Source organism: Chloroflexus sp. (genome assembly GCF_049970315.1).
Lineage (GTDB): Bacteria > Chloroflexota > Chloroflexia > Chloroflexales > Chloroflexaceae > Chloroflexus.
In genome coordinates, this window is the sequence record NZ_JBMFNE010000006.1 from 13,278 (window position 1) to 33,284 (window position 20,007).

General features: G+C 56.8%; 16 protein-coding genes. 2 read left to right on the forward strand and 14 right to left on the reverse strand.

The annotated features are described in order from the left end of the window. Nucleotides 1–6: 6 nt before the first annotated feature. Nucleotides 7–1,011 carry a glycosyltransferase family 2 protein gene (locus ACP5OT_RS06015; protein WP_424675123.1) on the reverse strand — a complete coding sequence of 335 codons (1,005 nt, stop codon included), beginning with the start codon at nucleotides 1,009–1,011 and terminating at the stop codon, nucleotides 7–9. Between the two features lie 266 nt (nucleotides 1,012–1,277). On the opposite strand from ACP5OT_RS06015, the gene ACP5OT_RS06020 reads away from it, so the two are divergent. Beyond that, nucleotides 1,278–3,302 (forward strand): cation:proton antiporter, encoded by a 2,025-nt coding sequence (locus ACP5OT_RS06020; RefSeq protein ID WP_428131639.1) that lies wholly within the window; start codon nucleotides 1,278–1,280, stop codon nucleotides 3,300–3,302. Between the two features lie 13 nt (nucleotides 3,303–3,315). Here ACP5OT_RS06020 and ACP5OT_RS06025 read toward each other — a convergent pair whose 3' ends face one another. From ACP5OT_RS06025 to ACP5OT_RS06035, 3 genes are all read right to left on the reverse strand, one after another. Further along, the gene (locus ACP5OT_RS06025) at nucleotides 3,316–6,012 is read right to left on the reverse strand and encodes a beta-galactosidase (RefSeq protein WP_424675121.1); all 2,697 of its coding nucleotides are present in this window, start codon (nucleotides 6,010–6,012) and stop codon (nucleotides 3,316–3,318) included. A 153-nt stretch (nucleotides 6,013–6,165) separates the two neighbouring features. Next, a complete protein-coding gene (locus ACP5OT_RS06030; protein WP_428131642.1) occupies nucleotides 6,166–8,061 on the reverse strand; it encodes a glycoside hydrolase family 31 protein in 1,896 nt (631 codons plus the stop codon). Nucleotides 8,062–8,121: 60 nt separating this feature from the next. Next, on the reverse strand, nucleotides 8,122–9,300 hold the full coding sequence (locus ACP5OT_RS06035) for a CaiB/BaiF CoA transferase family protein (RefSeq protein WP_424675119.1): 1,179 nt from the start codon (nucleotides 9,298–9,300) through the stop codon (nucleotides 8,122–8,124). 39 nt (nucleotides 9,301–9,339) lie between these two features. Here ACP5OT_RS06035 and ACP5OT_RS06040 point away from each other — a divergent pair, with 39 nt between their 5' ends. Further along, a complete protein-coding gene (locus tag ACP5OT_RS06040) occupies nucleotides 9,340–10,305 on the forward strand; it encodes an NAD(P)-dependent oxidoreductase (protein ID WP_424675118.1) in 966 nt (321 codons plus the stop codon). Nucleotides 10,306–10,313: 8 nt separating this feature from the next. Here ACP5OT_RS06040 and ACP5OT_RS06045 read toward each other — a convergent pair whose 3' ends face one another. The 10 genes from ACP5OT_RS06045 to ACP5OT_RS06090 form a co-directional block, all read right to left on the reverse strand. Beyond that, nucleotides 10,314–10,673 (reverse strand): hypothetical protein, encoded by a 360-nt coding sequence (locus ACP5OT_RS06045; protein ID WP_424675117.1) that lies wholly within the window; start codon nucleotides 10,671–10,673, stop codon nucleotides 10,314–10,316. A gap of 384 nt (nucleotides 10,674–11,057) precedes the next feature. Beyond that, nucleotides 11,058–11,579, reverse strand: a complete 522-nt coding sequence (locus ACP5OT_RS06050; RefSeq protein ID WP_424675116.1) for an N-acetyltransferase — start codon at nucleotides 11,577–11,579, stop codon at nucleotides 11,058–11,060. 39 nt (nucleotides 11,580–11,618) lie between these two features. Continuing rightward, entirely contained in the window at nucleotides 11,619–13,004 is a 1,386-nt protein-coding gene (gene argH, locus ACP5OT_RS06055) for an argininosuccinate lyase (protein ID WP_424675115.1), read from the reverse strand. Between the two features lie 19 nt (nucleotides 13,005–13,023). Continuing rightward, entirely contained in the window at nucleotides 13,024–13,761 is a 738-nt protein-coding gene (locus tag ACP5OT_RS06060; protein WP_424675114.1) for a hypothetical protein, read from the reverse strand. A gap of 14 nt (nucleotides 13,762–13,775) precedes the next feature. Beyond that, nucleotides 13,776–14,993, reverse strand: a complete 1,218-nt coding sequence (argJ, locus tag ACP5OT_RS06065; RefSeq protein ID WP_424675113.1) for a bifunctional glutamate N-acetyltransferase/amino-acid acetyltransferase ArgJ — start codon at nucleotides 14,991–14,993, stop codon at nucleotides 13,776–13,778. A 4-nt stretch (nucleotides 14,994–14,997) separates the two neighbouring features. Continuing rightward, nucleotides 14,998–15,696: a histidine phosphatase family protein gene (locus tag ACP5OT_RS06070; RefSeq protein WP_424675112.1), complete on the reverse strand. Its 699-nt coding sequence runs from the start codon at nucleotides 15,694–15,696 to the stop codon at nucleotides 14,998–15,000. A 261-nt stretch (nucleotides 15,697–15,957) separates the two neighbouring features. After that, nucleotides 15,958–17,046 (reverse strand): STAS domain-containing protein, encoded by a 1,089-nt coding sequence (locus ACP5OT_RS06075; protein WP_424675111.1) that lies wholly within the window; start codon nucleotides 17,044–17,046, stop codon nucleotides 15,958–15,960. 4 nt (nucleotides 17,047–17,050) lie between these two features. Then, nucleotides 17,051–18,166, reverse strand: a complete 1,116-nt coding sequence (locus ACP5OT_RS06080; protein ID WP_428131645.1) for a M24 family metallopeptidase — start codon at nucleotides 18,164–18,166, stop codon at nucleotides 17,051–17,053. Between the two features lie 18 nt (nucleotides 18,167–18,184). After that, nucleotides 18,185–19,141 (reverse strand): 2-dehydropantoate 2-reductase, encoded by a 957-nt coding sequence (locus ACP5OT_RS06085; protein WP_428131647.1) that lies wholly within the window; start codon nucleotides 19,139–19,141, stop codon nucleotides 18,185–18,187. A 6-nt stretch (nucleotides 19,142–19,147) separates the two neighbouring features. Beyond that, complete coding sequence (locus tag ACP5OT_RS06090) at nucleotides 19,148–19,870, reverse strand: zinc-ribbon domain-containing protein (RefSeq protein WP_428112456.1); 723 nt, start codon at nucleotides 19,868–19,870, stop codon at nucleotides 19,148–19,150. Between the last annotated feature and the right edge of the window lie 137 nt (nucleotides 19,871–20,007).

A 20,007-nucleotide genomic window follows, 5' to 3' on the forward strand; every position in this document is an offset into this window, starting at 1 on the left:
CTCGGATTAATACGTATCAGTCTGGGTCAGCGCAAGCAACACCTGCCGATAGGTTTCGATCCGTTGGCGGCGCAATTCAGGGCGATGACCAAGGGTCAATTTAAGCGTCTCAACAATTAACTCGTATTGGTAGCCGGCGCAAATCAAGCGGTGGAGCAACGTTGCTATGGACCACCCGTACCACATACGGGCCAACTGTAAGCGGCTCTGTTGAAAGTGCCGATGGCGCCCAACCAACACCTGCTCGCTACTTTTGCCTTCGTGATGGATAATCACAGCGTCGGGCAAATACCAAATCTGACTACTGACTTCGACATGCTCAAGCTGTGAACGGTTTGGTGGGGGTGCGATGGCCGAGCCCTGTTGTAAACGCCATTGCCACTCTACCTCTTCACTATACATAAAAAATCGCTCGTCGAGCAGACCAGCCTTACGGATAGCCGCGGTCCGCACCAGCAACGCTGCGCCAACCAACCAACCCACGCGCTGGACACGATCGTCGGGTCGGTCGGCGCAATGGTAGAACCGCGCCCACGGATTCGACGGCCATAGGCGTTCCCATGGGGTACTCTCCCAGATCATCGTCAGCGGAGTAGGAAACCGGCGTCGTGAGGATTGTACATGATGGTCGCTATAGCGGAGCTGTGGGCCAACCGCAATTGCTGCCGGGTACGTTTGCAGAAAGGCGACTAAGCGTGGAATGGCATCGGCTACCGGTTCGGTATCAGGATTGAGCAAGAGGACAAACTCCGGGCCACCATCTGGTCGGGATAGAAGCATACGGAGTGCCAGATTATTACCGGCAGCGAAACCAAGGTTAGCACCCGCCTCGATCAGATGAACATCTGGAAACTCACGGCGCACCATTGTCGGTGTATTGTCATCGCTCTTGTTGTCAACGACAATAATCTCGGCGCCTAGATGGGTAGTTGCCAATGATGCATAAACGGCCTGCAAGCATCTGCGCAGCAACTCTTTGACATTCCACGAAACGATAATGATAGCCAACATAGCAGGCTTGCTTAGTGAAGAAAAGCCCCGGCGGGGCTTGATTGTTGATTCTCGAATAACCTACCGAGCGGTGGTATCTATCGATAGATCAGATCACGAGAAACCTCGCTCCGCACTTGAATGACCGGAGTACAGTGTACCACAACTTACCCTGCGCTTTGACATCGCCCGTTCGACTCTTTATCATACGAATTACATCTCTTTGCACAACCTATGTCTTCCATTCACCCAGAGCGTGTATATAGCTTTGTTCACCGGAGTTTATGATGCATGTTGAAAACATCTCATTGTTGGCAAATTTGACCATAGCCCTCGTGACGGCCTTTGCCGGCGGCATTATTGCACGTCGGATCGGCTTACCGACCATTGTCGGCTACCTATTAGCCGGTATGGCGATTGGTCCATTCACACCGGGATTCGTTGGCGACGTGGCCGATCTCAGCCAACTCGCCGAAATCGGTGTGATCTTTTTGATGTTCGGTGTCGGGCTTCACTTTTCGTTGCACGATCTATGGGCCGTGCGGCACGTGGCCTTACCGGGAGCGATCTTGCAAATGGTGCTCGCCACCGGTCTAGGGTTTATCCTCAGTCGTTCTTGGGGCTGGGAACCGTTATCAGGGCTGCTCCTGGGTCTGTCAATCTCGATTGCCAGTACCGTTGTCTTGATGCGCGGGTTAATGGATAACGGTCTCTTAAGTACCAATGCCGGGCGGATCGCGGTCGGTTGGCTGGTGATGGAAGACATCGCTACTGTGTTTATTCTCGTGTTGCTGCCGATCATTTTTGGCGGGCGAAGCGAGCAATCACTGTGGTTGGCTCTTGCTTCGCTGCTCAAGGTGGCGGTGTTCGTAGCCGTGATGTTATTTGCCGGGCGTAAATTGTTACCAAAATTACTCGACGCGATCGCCAGTACTCGTTCACGCGAACTGTTTATTCTCGCTGCGGTGGCAATAGCGCTCGGTACCGCTTTCGGCGCGTCTACATTTTTCGATGTTTCTTTAGCGTTAGGCGCGTTTCTTGCCGGGGTAGTGTTGAGTGAATCACAATTTAGTCACCAGATCGGTGACGATGTGCTGCCTTTTCGGGAAACGTTTGCCGTGATCTTTTTTGTTTCAGTGGGGATGATTGTTAATCCGCTCTACCTCTGGGCAAATGCCGGGCAGGTAATAATACTTACAACCCTAATTGTAGTTGGTAAAGCCCTCATTACCCAACTGCTTGGCTTTTTCTTACCGGCCAGCGGGCGAACGATGCTCATAGTTGCAGCCGGTCTTAGCCAGATCGGCGAATTTTCGTTTATTCTGGGACAGGCGGGAATGCGGCTCGGCATCATCAATCAAGAACAGTACTCGCTGATTTTAGCCGGGTCATTGCTGTCAATTATGCTGAACCCATTGATGTTCCGCGCCATCAAACCGATCGAGCACATGATGCAACGTCTCTCACCACGCTTGTGGGAGTGGTTTGATCGTCACCCGTTGCAGCCTACCGATATTGCCTTACCACGCGAGGGACACGTGGTTGTGGTTGGGTATGGCCGGGTCGGCCAGCATATCGTGAATGTGCTCGAACGGTTAGGGGTACCGCGGTTGGTAATCGAAATCGATTCGGGACGAGCCGCCGAGTTTAATGCCCGGGGGGTACCTACCCTCTTCGGTGACGCGGCTAACTCTGATGTCCTGATTCATGCGGGTCTCGAGCGGGCTCGTGCGCTTGTCGTTACCTTGCCCGATGAGACGGCGACCGAAATGGTAGTGGCCGCGGCGCGCAAGATTGCCCCAAACCTCCCGATCATCGCGCGCGCGGCAACCACCAAAGGGGTCGGTCGGCTACTGAAGCTCGGTGCGCACGATGTGATCCACCCCGAACTCGAAGGGGGATTAGAGGTGATGCGTCATACTCTGCTCTCCCTGGGCTATCCGGCGACACAGGTGCAAGGCTATACCGATGCAGTGCGTCGTGATGAATATGATACTACCGTTTCGTCACCGGCAGAGCATCAAGCCCTTGATCAGATGGTGCGGGCTGCCCGCGGCATTGAGATTGTGTGGCGGCTGGTGAGCGAGCATAGTCCGATCATCGGGCAAACATTGGCCGAAGCCAACATTCGTGCTCGTACCGGCGCCTCGGTGATTGCGCTGATCCGTAACCAACAGTTGATCGCCAACCCAAAGTCGAGCACCGTCTTCCAAGCTGGCGATCTCCTCGGTCTGATCGGTGAGAGTGAGCAGATCGCCGCCGCCGAACAACTCATTTGTGGTACACCGGAACTGGCCGGTGTACCGGAGTAGATGACCGTCTGACCTACATCTCTGACCAAACCAATTCGATGGCGCCACTTCGACTCTGCTCGACAAAGAGGAGGACCTCGTTGTGGGTTGTTAACCACGAGACCGGCAGCTTGTAATCTTCTTGTGGCCCGATCTGCCAGAATCGACCGCAGTTTTGGCCGTTCAGCCAGATCTGGCCTTTGTCAAGGATACCGGGGCGTAACGCCAGCCGTTGTAACCGCGCCGGCAATTCGTCCCGGGCGAATGTCGCTTGGACGAAAGCCGGACCGGTGGGCGGGGCCGGTTGATCGTTCACCGTCACCCCGGCGCGAAAGCTCCAGCGTGCCGGAAGCGGCTGGGCGGCGTCGTAGCTTATCAACGTCGCCCGCCATGGCGCGCCGGCATAGTTGAGGATTTGCAATGCGAGCGTGTTCACCCCCGGCTGCAACAGGTCGGTAATGTCGGCAGCGATGAATCCGCCACTGCGATGACGGCTAAACCGTTCGACGGCAATACCGTTGACGAAGAACGCGCCAGAATTACGGTCACCGGTGATATGAACGCGGTATCGTCGTCCGGCTTGCACCTCGATGGGCCGGATAAGCCAAACCATCGGCCCGGCCCACACGAATCGTCCGAGATGCACGTTGTCAGCGTCGGGCCGCGCCGCCCACGGTTTGATGTTTGCCACCGCTTCACCGGCAAATTGCACCTCTTGCCAATAGGCTGCCCAACCTGCCGAAATGTCCTCTTGGCTGCCGGCGAGATAGAGCGGCGCAAGCAACCCTTTCCGCTCCCCCAAATGTAATCCGTAGTTGAACCGACCGAGATTATCGACGAGGAAGCGGAGATCGTGACGACCGGCGGGTAGGCTGATCGGTAAGGTATAGCGCGGTCCGCTCGGACTTACTCCCAATACACCGACGAAATCACCGTTTACCAGCACCAGTGCCCGATCGTTGAGAAGTGGCGCAGCGAGGGTAGTTGTTAGGGGCGTCGTTAGCTCAAGTTCGGCCCGATACCAGCCGTAACCGTAGAAACAACCGAGCTGCTCGAGTGCTACCGGCTCGGATATCGGTTGCCAACCGGTTTCGTCGGTGGCCTCGACAACGGCAAAGGCGCGAGTCGTGAGCGTGGTGCGGTGCAATTGAGTTGGTGACGGTAGCAGTTGACTTCCATAGCGTTCGGCAAGCGCTTGCGGTAATAACTCGATGAGGAGCGCATGATCCCCCCACGCGACCTCGATCCGGCGACCCTCTGCCGTGATCCAGTAATCGACCCGCAGCAGATGGTCATCTAAACCGACCCGAACGGTTACGCCGGCGTCGTGGGCATGGATGCCGTCAGGTTCCGTAGGCAGGCTTAAGAGGAGGGTCCCCTGTTCACCTTCGCGGCCATAGATGACAAGTGTGCCTTGATCAGGCCAATAGCCGAGAATCCGCCCGGTATGGCCGAGAATGACGATCCCGCTCTCACCGAGGGGGAGATTGGCGAATATCGGGCGGATACTGGTCGGCTCGACTTCAACACTGAGATGATCGCCACCGGGTACAAAGACCTCGTAGGTCACCGCTTCAAGGCCGGGATTGGCGAGAAACGTTGCGCAAAAATCGCGCCACGCCGGTGGCGCCGTCGGCCCGGCCCGCACCGTGCGATATGGCTGCACCCCGCCTTCACTCCGTCCGGCAATCGCTGCCGGCGGGATGACGGTTATTCCGCCAGGTACAGCCTCGGCTAGAACCCCTGACAATTCGGCGCCAAAGCAGCTCAAGAAGAGATGATGACGCCGCGCTACCAGTGCTTTTTCGGTTAGCCGACCGTATTCATCGATCGGTGCATCGTAGTCGTAGCTGGTTGTCATGTGGATCAGATCGCCACCGACAGTACGGCCACCCCAATAGCCGAAATTGGTACCACCGGCCCACATCCAATGGCTGAACCCCGCGCAACCGACCGCCGTCAATTGGTGCAGGAGCATATCCAGTTTGGCCGCCGACTTTCGGGTCTGGCGGTGTCCACCCCAGGTATCAAACCAGCCACTCCACAGCTCAGAGACGATCAACGGGTTATCGGGCCAAAGCTGTCGGGTCTGAACCAGCTTCTCGGCGATTCCGCTCCAGCCGTTGCGAAACTCAGGGTAGCCTGGTGTCGCCCCCATACAGGTGTATTGCGGCACTTCAATCCCGCGTTCCAATGCAGCACGCGCCAGCGTCTGCTGATGTTCGTCGGCGCCGTAGACCCCGGAAGCCCAATGCTCATTCTCGATTTGGCACAGAATAATCGGCCCACCACGGGTATGCTGGCGCGGCACGAGTATCGGCATGAGGGTATCAAACCAACGCAATACTGCACTCAGAAACGCCGGATCATTAGTGCGCAGACGAAGATCACCGTTGGCCGTCAACCACGCCGGCAACCCACCGTTCTCCCATTCGGCGCAGATATAGGGGCCTGGACGGACAATCACCTTTAGCCCTAAATCGTGACACAGATCGAGAAAGGCCGCGAGATCAGCTTCATCGGCAAAATCAAACACGCCGGGTTGCGGCTCGTGACGATTCCACGGGATAACCGTATCAATCGTGTTGAGACCGGCCCAGCGTGCTTGCTCGAGAAGGGCACGCCATTCGGCGCGTGGCCAGCGAAAGTAGTGAATACATCCCGATAAGAGATAAAAGGGGCGGCCATCGAGTTCAATACCCTGACGACCAACCCGAACGGTGGCATTCATAGCTCGCACCTCATACAACACATCGGCGCTTTCCGGTAACGCACAACACGGTAATCATGACACAGACGCGGGCAACTGTCGAGGTATTGCCCGCGTGGTTTCTCTGTACTCACTATATCGGTCGCTACTCGGCACATCCGTGGTAGCAACGTATCACGCTTGTCGCTCAAACAACGGCATCTGTTCAAGTGGAGCCGGTACATCGGTCAGCATTGCCGGCCCATGATGGATCGTATCATGCCAGTAGTCGCGCCACACACCGGATGGCAAATAGACATCACGGCGGCGCTGACCGGCCTGTACGACAGGTGCTACCAGATACCGTTCACCAAGGAGGAATTGATCGTTACAGCGTAGTGCATGTTCGTCGTGCGGTGTATGCCAGAAGAGCGGACGCACGAGCGGTGTACCGTCACGTAGCGTTTCATCGATCAGCGACGTGAGGTAAGGTGCTAGTTCGGTGTGGAGATGCGCATAGCGCCGGCAAATCGCGTCGACTTCCGTCCCGTACTGCCACGGATGCACACTAAACTGCATCGTCGGCAAGAGCGCACAGAGCTGCGTCCACCGCACCATCAGTTCACCGTCGGGAACTTCGTCTTGGTACGCATTGCCACCGATCATGTCGGGTAACACGAACGGATAACCGCACACACTTAACGTCAACGCCTGTGTTAAGACACTGTGGAGTCCATTGTCGATACCCCAGCGGCTCCACTTATCCCACTCGCGGAAGAGAATACCCCTTCGCTGACTGCGCCAGCCGGTGCGTACTTCAGTATACGCAAAGTGATCGGCAACAAATTCCGTGTAGCGGTCGGCGTAGCGACGACGTGGCTCGCGCGCATAACAGATGGCATCGGGCGGAATGAAGTTAGCTTCACCGGCATCGAACTTGAAGCCGTCCACGCCGGTCTCGGCCTGCAACGCCTGCAACTCGCTCAGCCACCATGCCACTGCCTCAGGATTGGTCAGATCGAGCACACCACCATACCCTTGCCACCAGCGCACCAGGTACGGCGCACCGTTTGCCGGATGGCGGATCAAGTAGCCACGCCGTGCCGCTACCGTGAACGCCGGATCAGAGGGATCAAAGAAAATGGGTGTCCACAACGTTACTTTGAACCCAGCAGCATGCAGCTCATCAACCATCGCCCGTGGATTAGGAAACTTGTGCGGATCGAACACATACGCGCCGTACCCACGTTGCCAGCGGTCATCGATTTCGAGAACCGAGTACGGATAGCCACGGGTCACAATCTGAGTTGCAAAATCGATCACATCGTGCTGCGTCACCGCCATCTTATAATGGGCCCACGTCGTCCAGATCGGACGCGCAAAGAGTTCATACGGTGGTGCAGCACTGGGGCGTCCAAGCAGTGGAAGTGCGGCGGAGAAGGCTGCCGGTGCGTTGTCGGCTAAGACGACATGGACGGCAAGCTGTGGACCGGGAGCGGCGTAGCGTTCATCAAAACCGAGCGTCGGTGGCGGTGGTGCTTCGCGTGCTGTGATCCGCAACAGACCATCGCCGGCCCGATCCATCGTCACCGCCAACTCACCATCGTTCTCCTCGAGCAACAATGCCGCACCGGCAGCATTCAGCCAGAACGGAGTGGCAATGTTGAGCGTTCCATCATGCCCGTGATCAACCGGCTCAAACGGATCGGAGATAACCGGCGCCGCGTCGAGCGGCCAGTGCTGGAAGACACGTTCGCCCATGCCGTACCACGGCCGACCGGGATCGAGCTGCCATTCAATCCGTACTGCGTGGAGACGCGGTGGACCGGACCAGGTAAGCCGAAATCCGGTCGGCGTGACTTCCAGAGTAAGCCGAAGCGTTATTTCGGGTCGCGTTGTCGTATAGTGAATGCGGACGTGACGCTCGGTGCTATCGGCACTCGCCACACCCGTGATCGGGAAGTCGGTACCGTAGGCATGTGCCACTGCACCCAGACCACACAAGACCTTGCGCCCTTCCCGCCAAAAGGTCATAGACCCGCTACTATCGATCTGAACCCTTCCTCCTGAGCTATGGATCTCATACCGCATATCTATTCTCCATTGCAAAGTACCGGCGGGCATCGTTTGCGGCATTGTAGCATGAGCACTTCATTCGATCACGCCGTCTGCACGCCACGCCGCAAGCTGATCAGGTGCATAGCCCAGCTCGCGCAGAACTGCGTCAGTATCGGCGCCAAGCGCCGGCGGTGCGGTCCGAATGGTGGCCGGTGTCGCACTCAGCTTTGCCGCAGGACCGACCATCGGTACACCGGCTACCTGTTGAACCATCGCGCGTGCTTGAGCCTGTCGACTGTGTAGCGCCGTTGGAATATCGTTAACCGGACCACACGGCACATCGACGGCCCGCAGTCGCTCGATCCAAATCGCAACCGGTTCGCGCACGATCACCGCTGCAATCAGCGGCACCAGGACGTCGCGATGCGCCACCCGTGCCGGGTTGGTCGCGAATCGTTCATCACCAGCCCATTCAGGATGGTTTAGCACGGTGCAGAAGCGCTCAAACTGTCGATCATTGCCAACAGCGATCATGATGTATCCATCGGCCGCAGCAAATGGTTGATACGGAACGATGGTCGCGTGACCGTTACCGTACCGCTGAGGTGGCTTGCCTGATACAAGATACGCCGACGCGACATTAGCAAGCCAACTGAGCTGTACATCAAAGAGTGCGAGATCGATGTACTGCCCTTCGCCGGTCAACGTGCGATAGTGGAGTGCGGCGAGAATGCTGGTCGCCGCATACAAACCGGTGGTGATGTCAGCAACCGCAACGCCGGTCTTGAGTGGTGGGCCATTGGGTTCGCCGGTAATGCTCATCAAGCCGCCTTCGGCCTGGATAACCGTATCGTAGCCAGGACGATCTGCATCGGGGCCGTACTGACCATAACCGGTAATACTACAGTAGATCAACCCCGGATTCAACACCCGAAGATCGTCATACCCAAGACCCATCCGCGCCATTGTCCCGGGCAGAAAATTCTCGATCAGCACATCAGCTCGTTGCCCCAACGCACGCACAATCGCTTGACCGGTGGGATGTTTGAGATTAATCGCCACACTCTGCTTGTTCCGGTTGACGGCAATAAAATAGGCGCTTAGCCCGTTGGCAGCAAAGGGTGGTCCCCATTGGCGAGTCTCGTCACCGATGCCGGGTTGCTCAATTTTGATGACTCGTGCGCCAAGATCGGCGAGAACCATCGTTGCATATGGCCCGGCCAAAACCCGGCTGAGGTCGAGAACGAGCAGATCGGAAAGAGCAGCAGGCATACAGATCACCGTGATGTGTGTACAACGTAGCCGGCAGGTATGATACCATCTTCTGCAAACCGTGAACATGACCGTGAGGAGTCTACTATGACAGAGCGAATCGGCTTTATCGGACTCGGGATTATGGGTCGGGGTATGGCGGCCAACATCCTCCGGGCCGGGTTTCCGCTAACGGTATGGAATCGCACCCCAGAACGGGCCGATGAGTTTGTTGCCGCCGGAGCACAACTTGCCACGTCACCGGCCGATCTGGCGGCACGCAGTGATATTGTGATCAGTTGTGTCAGTGATACCCCCGATGTCGAGGCAGTCTTGTTTGGGCCACAAGGAGCCGTCGAGGGAGCACGTGCCGGGATGTTGATGATCGACATGAGTACGATCAGCCCCCAAGGCGCTCAGCAATTTGCTGCTCGGTTAGCCGAGCGCGGGATCGGTTTTCTCGATGCACCGGTCAGTGGCGGCAGTGAAGGGGCAGCTCGTGGTACCCTCAGCATCATGGTTGGCGGTCCTGCCGATTTAGTTGAACGAGCGATGCCCGTCTTTCAGGCCATGGGTAAGACCATTACCCACGTTGGTGGTCACGGGGCCGGTCAGACGGTAAAGCTGGTTAATCAGATACTGGTTGTCGGAACGATGCTGGCCATCAGTGAGGCGTTTGTTTTTGCACAAGCCAGTGGCGTCGATCTCGAAAAAGCCCTGACGGCTGTGAGCGGTGGCGCAGCGGGCAGTTGGATGCTCTCCAATCGGGGACCGCAAGTCATTCGGCGCGACTGGCGACCCGGTTTTACCATCGATCTTCAGCAAAAGGATTTACGGCTCGTGCTGGCTGCTGCCGATGCGGTCGGTGCTCCGATGCTGGTGACCTCCACGGTCTTCCACCTCTACCGTACCCTGCAAGCGGCTGGATTGGGGCACGAGGGTAATCATGCCTTGATCAAGGCGCTTGAACGCTTGACCGGGATTGAAGTCGGTCACCCACCGCATAGTGGACCAGATCAGGGCTAGCGGTACGCTTACTTTATCCGTAGTCGGGTACCGGTGCGCTGTTCCCACCCCCATACCAGGAGGTACAGCACGCAAGTCCCTGCCATCACCACATTAGCAAAAACGGCAGCATTGATGTACAAACCGGTTTGACCGATAATCCGTACAAGGTTGGCGGCGGGGGCCAGAATACCAAGGAGACCGACGAACGCCGCCAGCCATTCAAACCGACGAGGGTTCGCCGTGCGCTCAATCGCTACACCTAACCCCATCAACACCATCCCCAACAGTGCCGGAATTGCCGAGGTAGCAGCACCGGTGGCAATTACCCCACCGGCGCCAATGGTGAATAAAAGGATACCTGCTCCGATCGTGCTATTCATCGGCATACCATCACCTCTCAAGTGTCGTCATGCATCACGAATATACTACGGAGCAATTGTCGCTTTGGATGTCGGTTAACGGTTCAGACGTTGATGCCACTGATACCCAGGGAAGAGACCATGATCGCTCACGGCACGTACCGAATCATCGCAATTTCGTCGCACCGATCTTGTTTAAAGCAGGTCGAACAATCTTGCCAAATCTTATGGGGAAGCCGCAGCTTCTGATACCCAGCGAAGAGACCATGATCGCTTCCCTGGGCAATATCCCTCACGGCACGTACCGAATCATCGCAATTTCGTCGCACCGATCTTGTTTAAAGCAGGTCGAACAATCTTGCCAATGATACCCAGCGAAGAGACCATGATCGCTTCCCTGGGCAATATCCCTCACGGCACGTACCGAATCATCGCAATTTCGTCGCACCGATCTTGTTTAAAGCAGGTCGAACAATCTTGCCAAATCTTATGGGGAAGCCGCAGCTTCGGTATCTCGCGAAAGCCAAGCGAGCTGAAAAAGCCGGCTTGCAAGGTAAGGGTAAAGAGAGTGGGAATCCCTAACTCAACCGCCTCGGTGAAGAGCGGCTCAACCAGGCGTCGGCCAATCCCGCGCCCCTGAAACGACGGATGGACGGCGACACTCACTACCTCGGCCAGATCGGCCCACGTAATATGCAACGCAGCGCAACCGATCACTTCTCCATCGATCTCGGCCACGTTAAAGGTACGGACGCGGTTATAAAGCTGGTCGAGCGTCTTTGGCAGCATATCACCACGTGCAGCATAATAATTAATGATTTCGTAGAGCCGTGGCACATCACCTACCCGGGCGCGGCGAATGGTCACGGCAGCGTCAGGCCGGCAGTGGATAACCGGCAAACTGACCGGCGGTGTATAAAGTGGGCTTGTCATACGTTTCCTACTACCATTTGTCTCCAAACGCGAACAATCTTACCCTTCAGACTCCAACATGGTGCGCCAGCGCCGGCACTGCTCACGCACCCGTTGCGGTGCCGTCCCACCGTAGCTTGCCTTTCGGGCTACACTACGCGCCATATCGAAGATGGCATACACACCGGCATCGAGGCTCGGTTCAACTGCCTGATACTCGGTAAGTGGAAGATGACGAAGGCTAACACCGAGTGTTTGCGCGCGCCGTACCAGTTGCCCCACCTTCCCGTGGGCAACCCGAAATGGTATGCCACGTCGCACCAACTCATCGGCCAGGTCGGTTGCGAGCATTGCATCATCAAGCGCCGCCGCCATTCGCTCAGGATGTACGGTCATGGTCGCAAGAGCTGCCGCTGCGACCTGTAAACCAAGGTCGAGCGTGTCAAAACTATCAAACAGCGGCTCTTTATCTTCCTGCATATCCTTGTTATACGTGAGCGGTAACCCCTTCAAGACCGTCAGTAAGGCCACTACATTGCCCAGCAAACGACCGCTCTTGCCGCGTAATAGTTCCATGCTATCAGGATTTTTCTTCTGCGGCATCAGGCTTGAGCCGGTACTGTAGGCATCGGCCAATTCGATGAAACCGAATTCAGCACTCGCGTAAAGGATAATATCTTCGGCTAAGCGGCTGAGATGAATGCCGATCAATGCGCAGATGAAGAGAATTTCGGCCACGAAGTCACGATCACTCACCGCATCGAGTGAATTGGCCGCCAATTCATCAAATTCGTCAAGCAGCTCGGTTAGTCGTTCACGCTCGATATCAAGAGCATTACCGGCTAACGCGCCTGCCCCCAACGGTAGTACCCGCATGCGGGTGATTGCATCGCGCAGCCGACTACGATCACGGGCAAACATCTCGATATATGCCAAACACCAATGACCGAACGTGATCGGCTGTGCGCGCTGGAGATGGGTGTACCCCGGCATCAACGTGTCGGTGTGCAGTTCGGCTTGTGCCAGCAATGCGAGCTGGAGATCGTGCAATCGTCGGTCGAGTTGGCGCGCAATACCGATGGTGTAGAGACGCATATCGGTCGCTACCTGATCGTTCCGCGACCGACCGGTATGTAACTTGAGTGCGGCATCACCGATAAGTTCGCGTAATCGTCGCTCCACCGCTGTGTGAATATCTTCATCACCTTCGGCAGGCACAAACGTCCCGTTCGCGAATTCGGCCCGCACCAGTTCCAGGCCCCGCACTAAGGCAGCATGCTCGTCTTCACCGATCAAGCCGGCCTGCGCCAGAGCGCCGGCCCACGCAATGCTACCGGTAATATCGACGTCGGCCAACCGCCGATCAAACCGGAAGGAATCGTTAAACCGGCGCATCTCGGCAGCCGTCGGTTCACTAAATCGTCCTCCCCAGAGCCGGTGTTCCATCTCTGTTACTCCTCGTGCATCACAGCGGTACTGTTGCTGTGGTTTGATGTTGCTCAACAGTTAACTCACAACGCACCAGCAACTGCCAGTAGTTACCCATAATCGTCCCCGCCAACCGCACTATCTCATCGAGATCGCTCGCCGCCAACAGGGCTTCGACCAATGGTGGCCAATCGCGTGGCTGTAACGCAAAGTGATAGCTTTCGACAAGCGCGTCAATATGGTTGTGGCTTGACCAGCGCCGATTGATCAAACACAGCGCGGTGTGCAACTCGGTGAGGAGGATTGGTACGAGCCATCTTACCTCACGTTCTTGCCGACGGGCTGCGGCAGCACGCAACGCACCATAACAGCCGAATGCCAATTGTGGCATGTGTGGCGCAATTCTGCGATAGAAATCACGCTCCGGCAAAGCACGTGCCTGCGCCAACCACGCTTGCACCCGGCTATCGTCACCAACGAGTACTTGGAGCCGCGCTAGCCACCCTAACCACTGCGGCCAACGCACGTCAGGTGTACGAACCACCGCTGTTAGTTCATCCGGCGTGATCGTGGTGACCGTCACGGTGATGCCCTGTACCAAAAAGCTCTGACACAGACGGGGCGGCGTGCTGATGACCAGCAACGCCAGCGGGTCGAATTCGTTTGGCAACGTCGCCGACTCGATCATCCCGGCCACGATCAGCCGCTCACCGTCACGTGTGGCAAGTCGGTGACACAGATCACGCGCGATCTGCTGGCGAACGACACGATCCATAGGCGCCCCTTCATTCACGTTCGATACTCGGCATTGATCCGCACGTAGTCGTAACTAAAATCGCACGTCCATACCGTTGCCTCCCCTTCGCCTAACTTCAGGTCGGCCTCAATCGTCACTTCTGGGACGTCAAGTAACGTATGGGCCGCCTGTTCGTCAAACGGCAGCGGTAAGCCGTTTTCCAGCACCCGCATACCGCCAAAAGACAACACGACCCGGTTGGGATCAACTGTTGCCCCCGAATACCCAATCGCACACAGCACTCGCCCCCAGTTCGGATCGGCCCCGAACAAGGCTGTTTTTACCAGTGGTGAACGCGCAATGGCCATTGCAGCCTGCTTCGCCTCCACATGCGAGCGTGCCCCACGGACGGTAATGGTCACAAAGCGGGTTGCTCCCTCACCGTCACGGACAATCGCGTGCGCAAGATACTGGCATACCGCTGTCAGACCGGCGAGGAAGGCAGTACCGGCCGGCGAAGTCAAATCGGTGATCGGCGGTGCGCCACTCATGCCGTTCGCCATCACCAAGAGCGTGTCATTCGTGCTGGTATCGCCGTCGATAGTAATACTGTTGAAACTCACTTCCAAGACCCGCCGCATCGCGGTATCGAGAACGGCACGTGGTACCGTAGCATCGGTTGTCACGACCGCCAGCATCGTTGCCATATTCGGGTGGATCATACCGGCCCCTTTTGCCATGCCGCCGATCGTTATCGTGTGACCATCGGGTAATGCCACGGTGACGGCACAGTGCTTCGGACGGGTATCGGTGGTCATAATTGCGCGCGCTGCCACCGTTCCGTGATCGGGACTGAGTCGGCGTGCCGCTTCATTGATCCCGCGCACGATCTTCTCCACTGGCATCGGTACGCCAATCGTTCCTGTTGACATAACGAAAGTACTGTTCATTGGCAGACCAAGTGCCGTTTCGACGGCACGAGCCATTGCCACGGCGGCCGCATCGCCATCAGTACCGGTACAGGCATTGGCATTCCCGGCATTAATCACTACTGCGCGTAGTTCGCCCCCTTGCGCCATCAGCGCCATGTCGTACCGTACCGGTGCAGCCTTCACCGCATTGGTAGTAAACACCGCTGCCGCTGTTGCCGGTACATCACTGACTACCAACGCAAGATCGTCGCGATGTGCGTACTTTATCCCACACGCAGCCACTGCTGCTTGCCAACCGCGCGGGCTTGTTACATGACCGTCGGCAAGAAAGGTGATCATGGTGTTACTCCTCGGTCGGCACCGGCGAGGCGGGATGGATGTCTTCCCAACGTACCGACTCGACGGCACCGATCCCTTGCAAATGGGCAATATCGTTGTAGGCGTTGAGTCGCCAGAGTCGCTGATTCCGTCGTTCTACCTGCTCCCACCACGTGATACTCGTATTGCGGGTGTAAAAATCGGTCGGTGGTACGACCAGACTCGGCATGCGGAAGAAGTGAATGAACGAGCAATCGATAACACCTCCGTGACAGACAACCACAATGGTTTTGCCTTCGTACTCGGTCGTTATCCGGGTGAGCGCACGACTCACCCGCAACGTAAAATCTCCCCAGCTCTCACCGCCGGGGGCCAAAGGACGCAGTGGGTAGCGATCAAAGTCGGGAACGCCAAAGCGGTCCCATGCTTCCTGATTAGTCATCCCATCGGCTTCACCGACCCGCAATTCTTGGACTTCGTCGTCGAACATGATCGGTAGGCCGAGCGCCGGTTGGATTATCTCGGCAGTCTGGCGGGCGCGTGGTAGTGTCGACGAGATCAAGACATCCGCCTTAATCTCACCACTGGTTGCCAACCGGTCGCGCAAACGTTCGGCTTGCACGATACCGCGTGGTGTTAGACCGGCATCACCGCGCATCCCGGCAACGATTGGCTTGATGTTCGCAACCGCCTCACCATGACGGATGAGATACAGATGGGTCATACGCCCTCACCTTCGTGATAACATAGAAGAAGCCAGCCTGCGCGCTGGCAGAGCTGGCCGAAAACGTTCCTTGCAGAGCAGAAGCGCAGGCGCGGCTAGCCAGATCGTGTTACTGGCTGACGCCGACGATGGCGCTCATGACGCGGGATCGAAAGGCTACAAGAGATGGGTATCACCGTTATCATTGCATTGTCACCCTCTCGCCTTGCAGTTGAATGCGCGCGCAGTATACCATAGTCAACGCGGGTATGCAATCGCTCATTATATCGGTTGCCCGTCGGTTATTGCTCGTTGGAGCGCATCCTGTAATGTGGCGAAACTCTGTACCCGGTCCAGATCAATCTGCGCTGCGACCAAACTTTCCGCGACTTCCGGCCTGATCCCGGCCAAGACCACCTTTGTTCCCATCAGCCGAATCGCCCGCATAATCCCTACCAGCTCACCGGCAATAGTATGGTCGATCACCGGCACACCGGTAACGTCGATGATAAAAGTGCGTGCTTGCATCGCCTGAATGGCGGTGAGTGCCTGCTGCTTGACCATCGTCATCCGCTGCTCATCGAGCGCGCCTACCAATGGCATAACAAGGGTGGCGTGGCTAACCGGTAACACCGGTACGCTTAAAGAGCGAATTACCTCACGCTGTTGTTCAAGGGCGAGGCGCATTTGCCGCTGTTCGGCCACTTGTGTTTCGAGCTGAGCTAATGCCTGTTGGAGATCGCGAGTACGCTCGGCAACTTCTTCCTCAAGTCGTTCACGAATGGCCTGAAGTTCCCGGTTACTTGCTTCGCGTTGTTGCAATACCGTCATGATTCGTTGATCGTTTTGCCAGATGAGCACCAACAATACGATCGTTGTTAACGTAACAAGGGCAATAAGGATTGGATTACGGATGGTTGGCGGTAGCGGTGTGTAGAGTTGTACATACACGCCGAGCGAAGTGAGAGTGATAGCTAATCCCACCATTGCGGCGCTTATGATCTGCAACGCTTTACGGCTGAGATACGGCTGCACAACGATGAGAATAATGACCGGCCCAAGGAGTAAAACCGGCAAGAAATCGGGCACCGCCAACACGTTGACAATGGCAAAGAGGGCTACTGCCGCGCAAAAGAGGTACACGGCTGCTGTCGTTGCGTGATGGGCATTGAGCCATCTCGCGTAAAGTTCGAGTATCAGCAGCACAATACTGCCAATTGTCAGCAACAAGAGTGATGGTGAAGCCGTTAAGAACCAGCCAACGGTATACACTACAACCGCCCCAACCGCCGTGAGCACAGCCCAGAAGAGGAATTGATGCAATTGACGGTTTTCGTCCGTCTGCTGCGGACGATGCTGCGTTGAGAGCATATCGCTATTCCTGTATCACGATCAGTTCACGTGAAAACGTGGTAAGTGAGCGACTCCCTTCCTCGGTAATGACCACGTCATCCTCGATCCGCACGCCGTACTGTCCTGGAAGATAGATGCCCGGCTCGATGGTAAAGGTTGTTCCCGGCGCCAGCGGTGTATCACTTCCGGCAACGATATTCGGCAATTCGTGGGTTTCCAGACCAAGACCGTGCCCGGTACGATGCACAAAAGCTGCGCCGTAGCCGGCAGCCTCGATCACACTCCGTGCGGCAGCATCGATAGATGCACCGGTCACACCCGGTCGGCAGGCTGCCCGAGCAGCCGTGTTAGCGGCTAACACGACTTCGTACACATGACGTGCGGCAGCCGTTGGTTCTCCGATGGCAATAGTACGGGTAATATCTGACTGGTAACCACGATAGACGGCGCCACAGTCGATAATCACCAGATCACCGGGCTGGAGGATGCGATCACTGTTTTCGTGATGCGGATTAGCAGAGTTAGGACCGCTCGCCACAATGTTGGTGAAGCTCTCACCGTCAGCGCCTGCTGCGATGATCGCATCATGTAACATCCGCGAGAGGACACGTTCGCTAAGACCGGGGCGCACCTGCGCCAAGAAGACGTGGAGGGCCTGTTCGACCATCGCTACAGCCCGTTCCATCAACGCCAACTCCTCCCCGTCTTTCACCATACGCAGTTCACCGATCAGCGGATCGATATTGACGGTTGGCAAGCCAGGCGCAACCGTTTCCAGCATGCGTAATGCCATGACCCGCATTACCGTATGTTCGATGGCAAGCGGCCGGGTAGGCGTTCCCGCTCCGAAAGCCGCTGTCATCCCCTCCGCCAAGGCATTCAGTGGCCCTTCAGCATCGCTCCACGCGAAGTAGCGCATAGCGAACGGCGACGTTGCACGCACACGCTCCAGCTCAAGCTGTGGCACAACCATCACCGGCGTGTCACCGTTGGCCGGGATCAGCAAGAGAGTTAACCGCTTCCCCGCATGAAAGCGCAGACCGGTAAGATAGGCAAGGTTCGTGGACGGCATCAGCGCCGCTCCGATCCATCCGGTTACTGCCAGTCGCTCTGTCAAGCGCTGAAGACGAATTGACATGCCAGACCTTCCTCTCGGTCAAAAAGACAACTGCCCGCGGGCTGCCAACTCTTGCGGTTGCAGAATCGCGTACAGCATCTCATTCACCGGTACCGCTACCCCAACCTCACGAGCCAACCGCACGAGTGCGCCATTTTGACTACCCAGTTCCGACGGTCGTCCGGCCATAATATCGCGTTGCAGCGAAGCAGTGCCTTCGTAGGGCATACTATCGATAAACCGCATCATATCCGATACGATAGAGTCGGGCATGGCAATCCCACGCGCACGGGCTACTGCAACCACCTCGCGCAGGCATCGCTCAACCAAGGGCCGCGTTTCAGGAAGCGAACGCCATACTCCAATCGGAGCGCGTGTTGCTGCCCCAAATCCACTCCACGCGCAGACGAGCATAAATTTCTGCCACATGGCTACATGGATATCAGCAGGCACATTACCCTGAATCCCGGCACTCTCCAGTACCGCCTTGATCCGTTGCAGGCGCGGTGTCTGCCGGTTATCAAGTTCACCAAAATCGATTGACGTCGGATGGACACCGGCATGGACGATCACTCCTGGCGCTTCGCGATAGGCAATAATTCGACAAAGACCACCTAAGACATGCTCACGACCCAGCACTTCAGCCAATTCAAAGGTTGCATCAACCCCATTCAGCAATGGTAACACCGCCGTCTCTGCACCGATCAACGGCTTCATCGTCACTGCAACGTCGCGTACCTGCCAGCCCTTCACCGCCACAAGTACCAGGTCGACCGGCCCAACTGCTACCGGATCCGAGGTTGCCTTCACATCAGACACGGTAAAATCGCCGGCAATGCTGCGTATCTGCAAGCCACGCTGCTGCATCGCCGCTAAATGCTCACCGCGGGCAATAAAAAACACATCGTGCCCGGCTTGCGCCAGTTTTCCCCCGAAATACCCACCAACCCCACCCACACCGACAATTGCAATCCGCATACGATCAACTGTTGTCATAGCCTGCTATTGCACCTCAACCACCAATCTAAGCATTCCTAACCGTAATTCATCACCGTGCCGTACCGGCTCCGGCTGGCGCGGTACCAATGCACGTCCGCCAAGAAAACTGCCATTTGTACTGTCGAGATCTTCATAATAGACCTGTCCCTGCTGCACGAAGAATCGACCATGGCGACGACCTACGCCATGTTCAAGACCACCGTGCGCCGTCAGGTCAATATCAGGATAAAAGTTACTCACCGGATCGGCCCGCCCGATGAAAGCCTGTGCGGCTGCCGGTAACGCCAGTATGCTGCCATTTGCCAGACGTAGCCGCACCCCGGCCAACGAGGTTCGCACAACGGGTGCTACCGGTGGCGGTGTAGCTACTGGCGGCGCTGGCGGCGACGAAGACTGGATCGTCACCGGCTGCGGCGGCGGATAAGCGCGCTGTGGCGGCACACCGGGAAACGGTACATCTGGCGCCGGTACGCTTGTAACCGGCGGTGCTTGGAACAACGGTGCTCCACAGTTATCGCAGAATGCCTCGCCCGGAATGACACTCAACCCACACTGAAGACATGTCGTTGCACCGACACTTACCGGCCCACCTGTCGTCGTAACTGGCGCCGCCGACGGTGCTGATGTAGCCGATGGAGCCGGCGCCGGAATCAACTTTGCACCGCACTGATCACAAAAACGCGCGCTATCAGGATTCGCAGCACCGCACTGTGGACAGAATGGCACGACGCTCCTCCCTCGATATTCGTATGGTGTAGGTGGGTTCACTATAGCACAAGATTCACCGGACACAGCAGAAATGATGACACGACTTGCATAAGAAGGCAGATTGTGCTACATTATAGTGCAAAGTACGCCAAGCT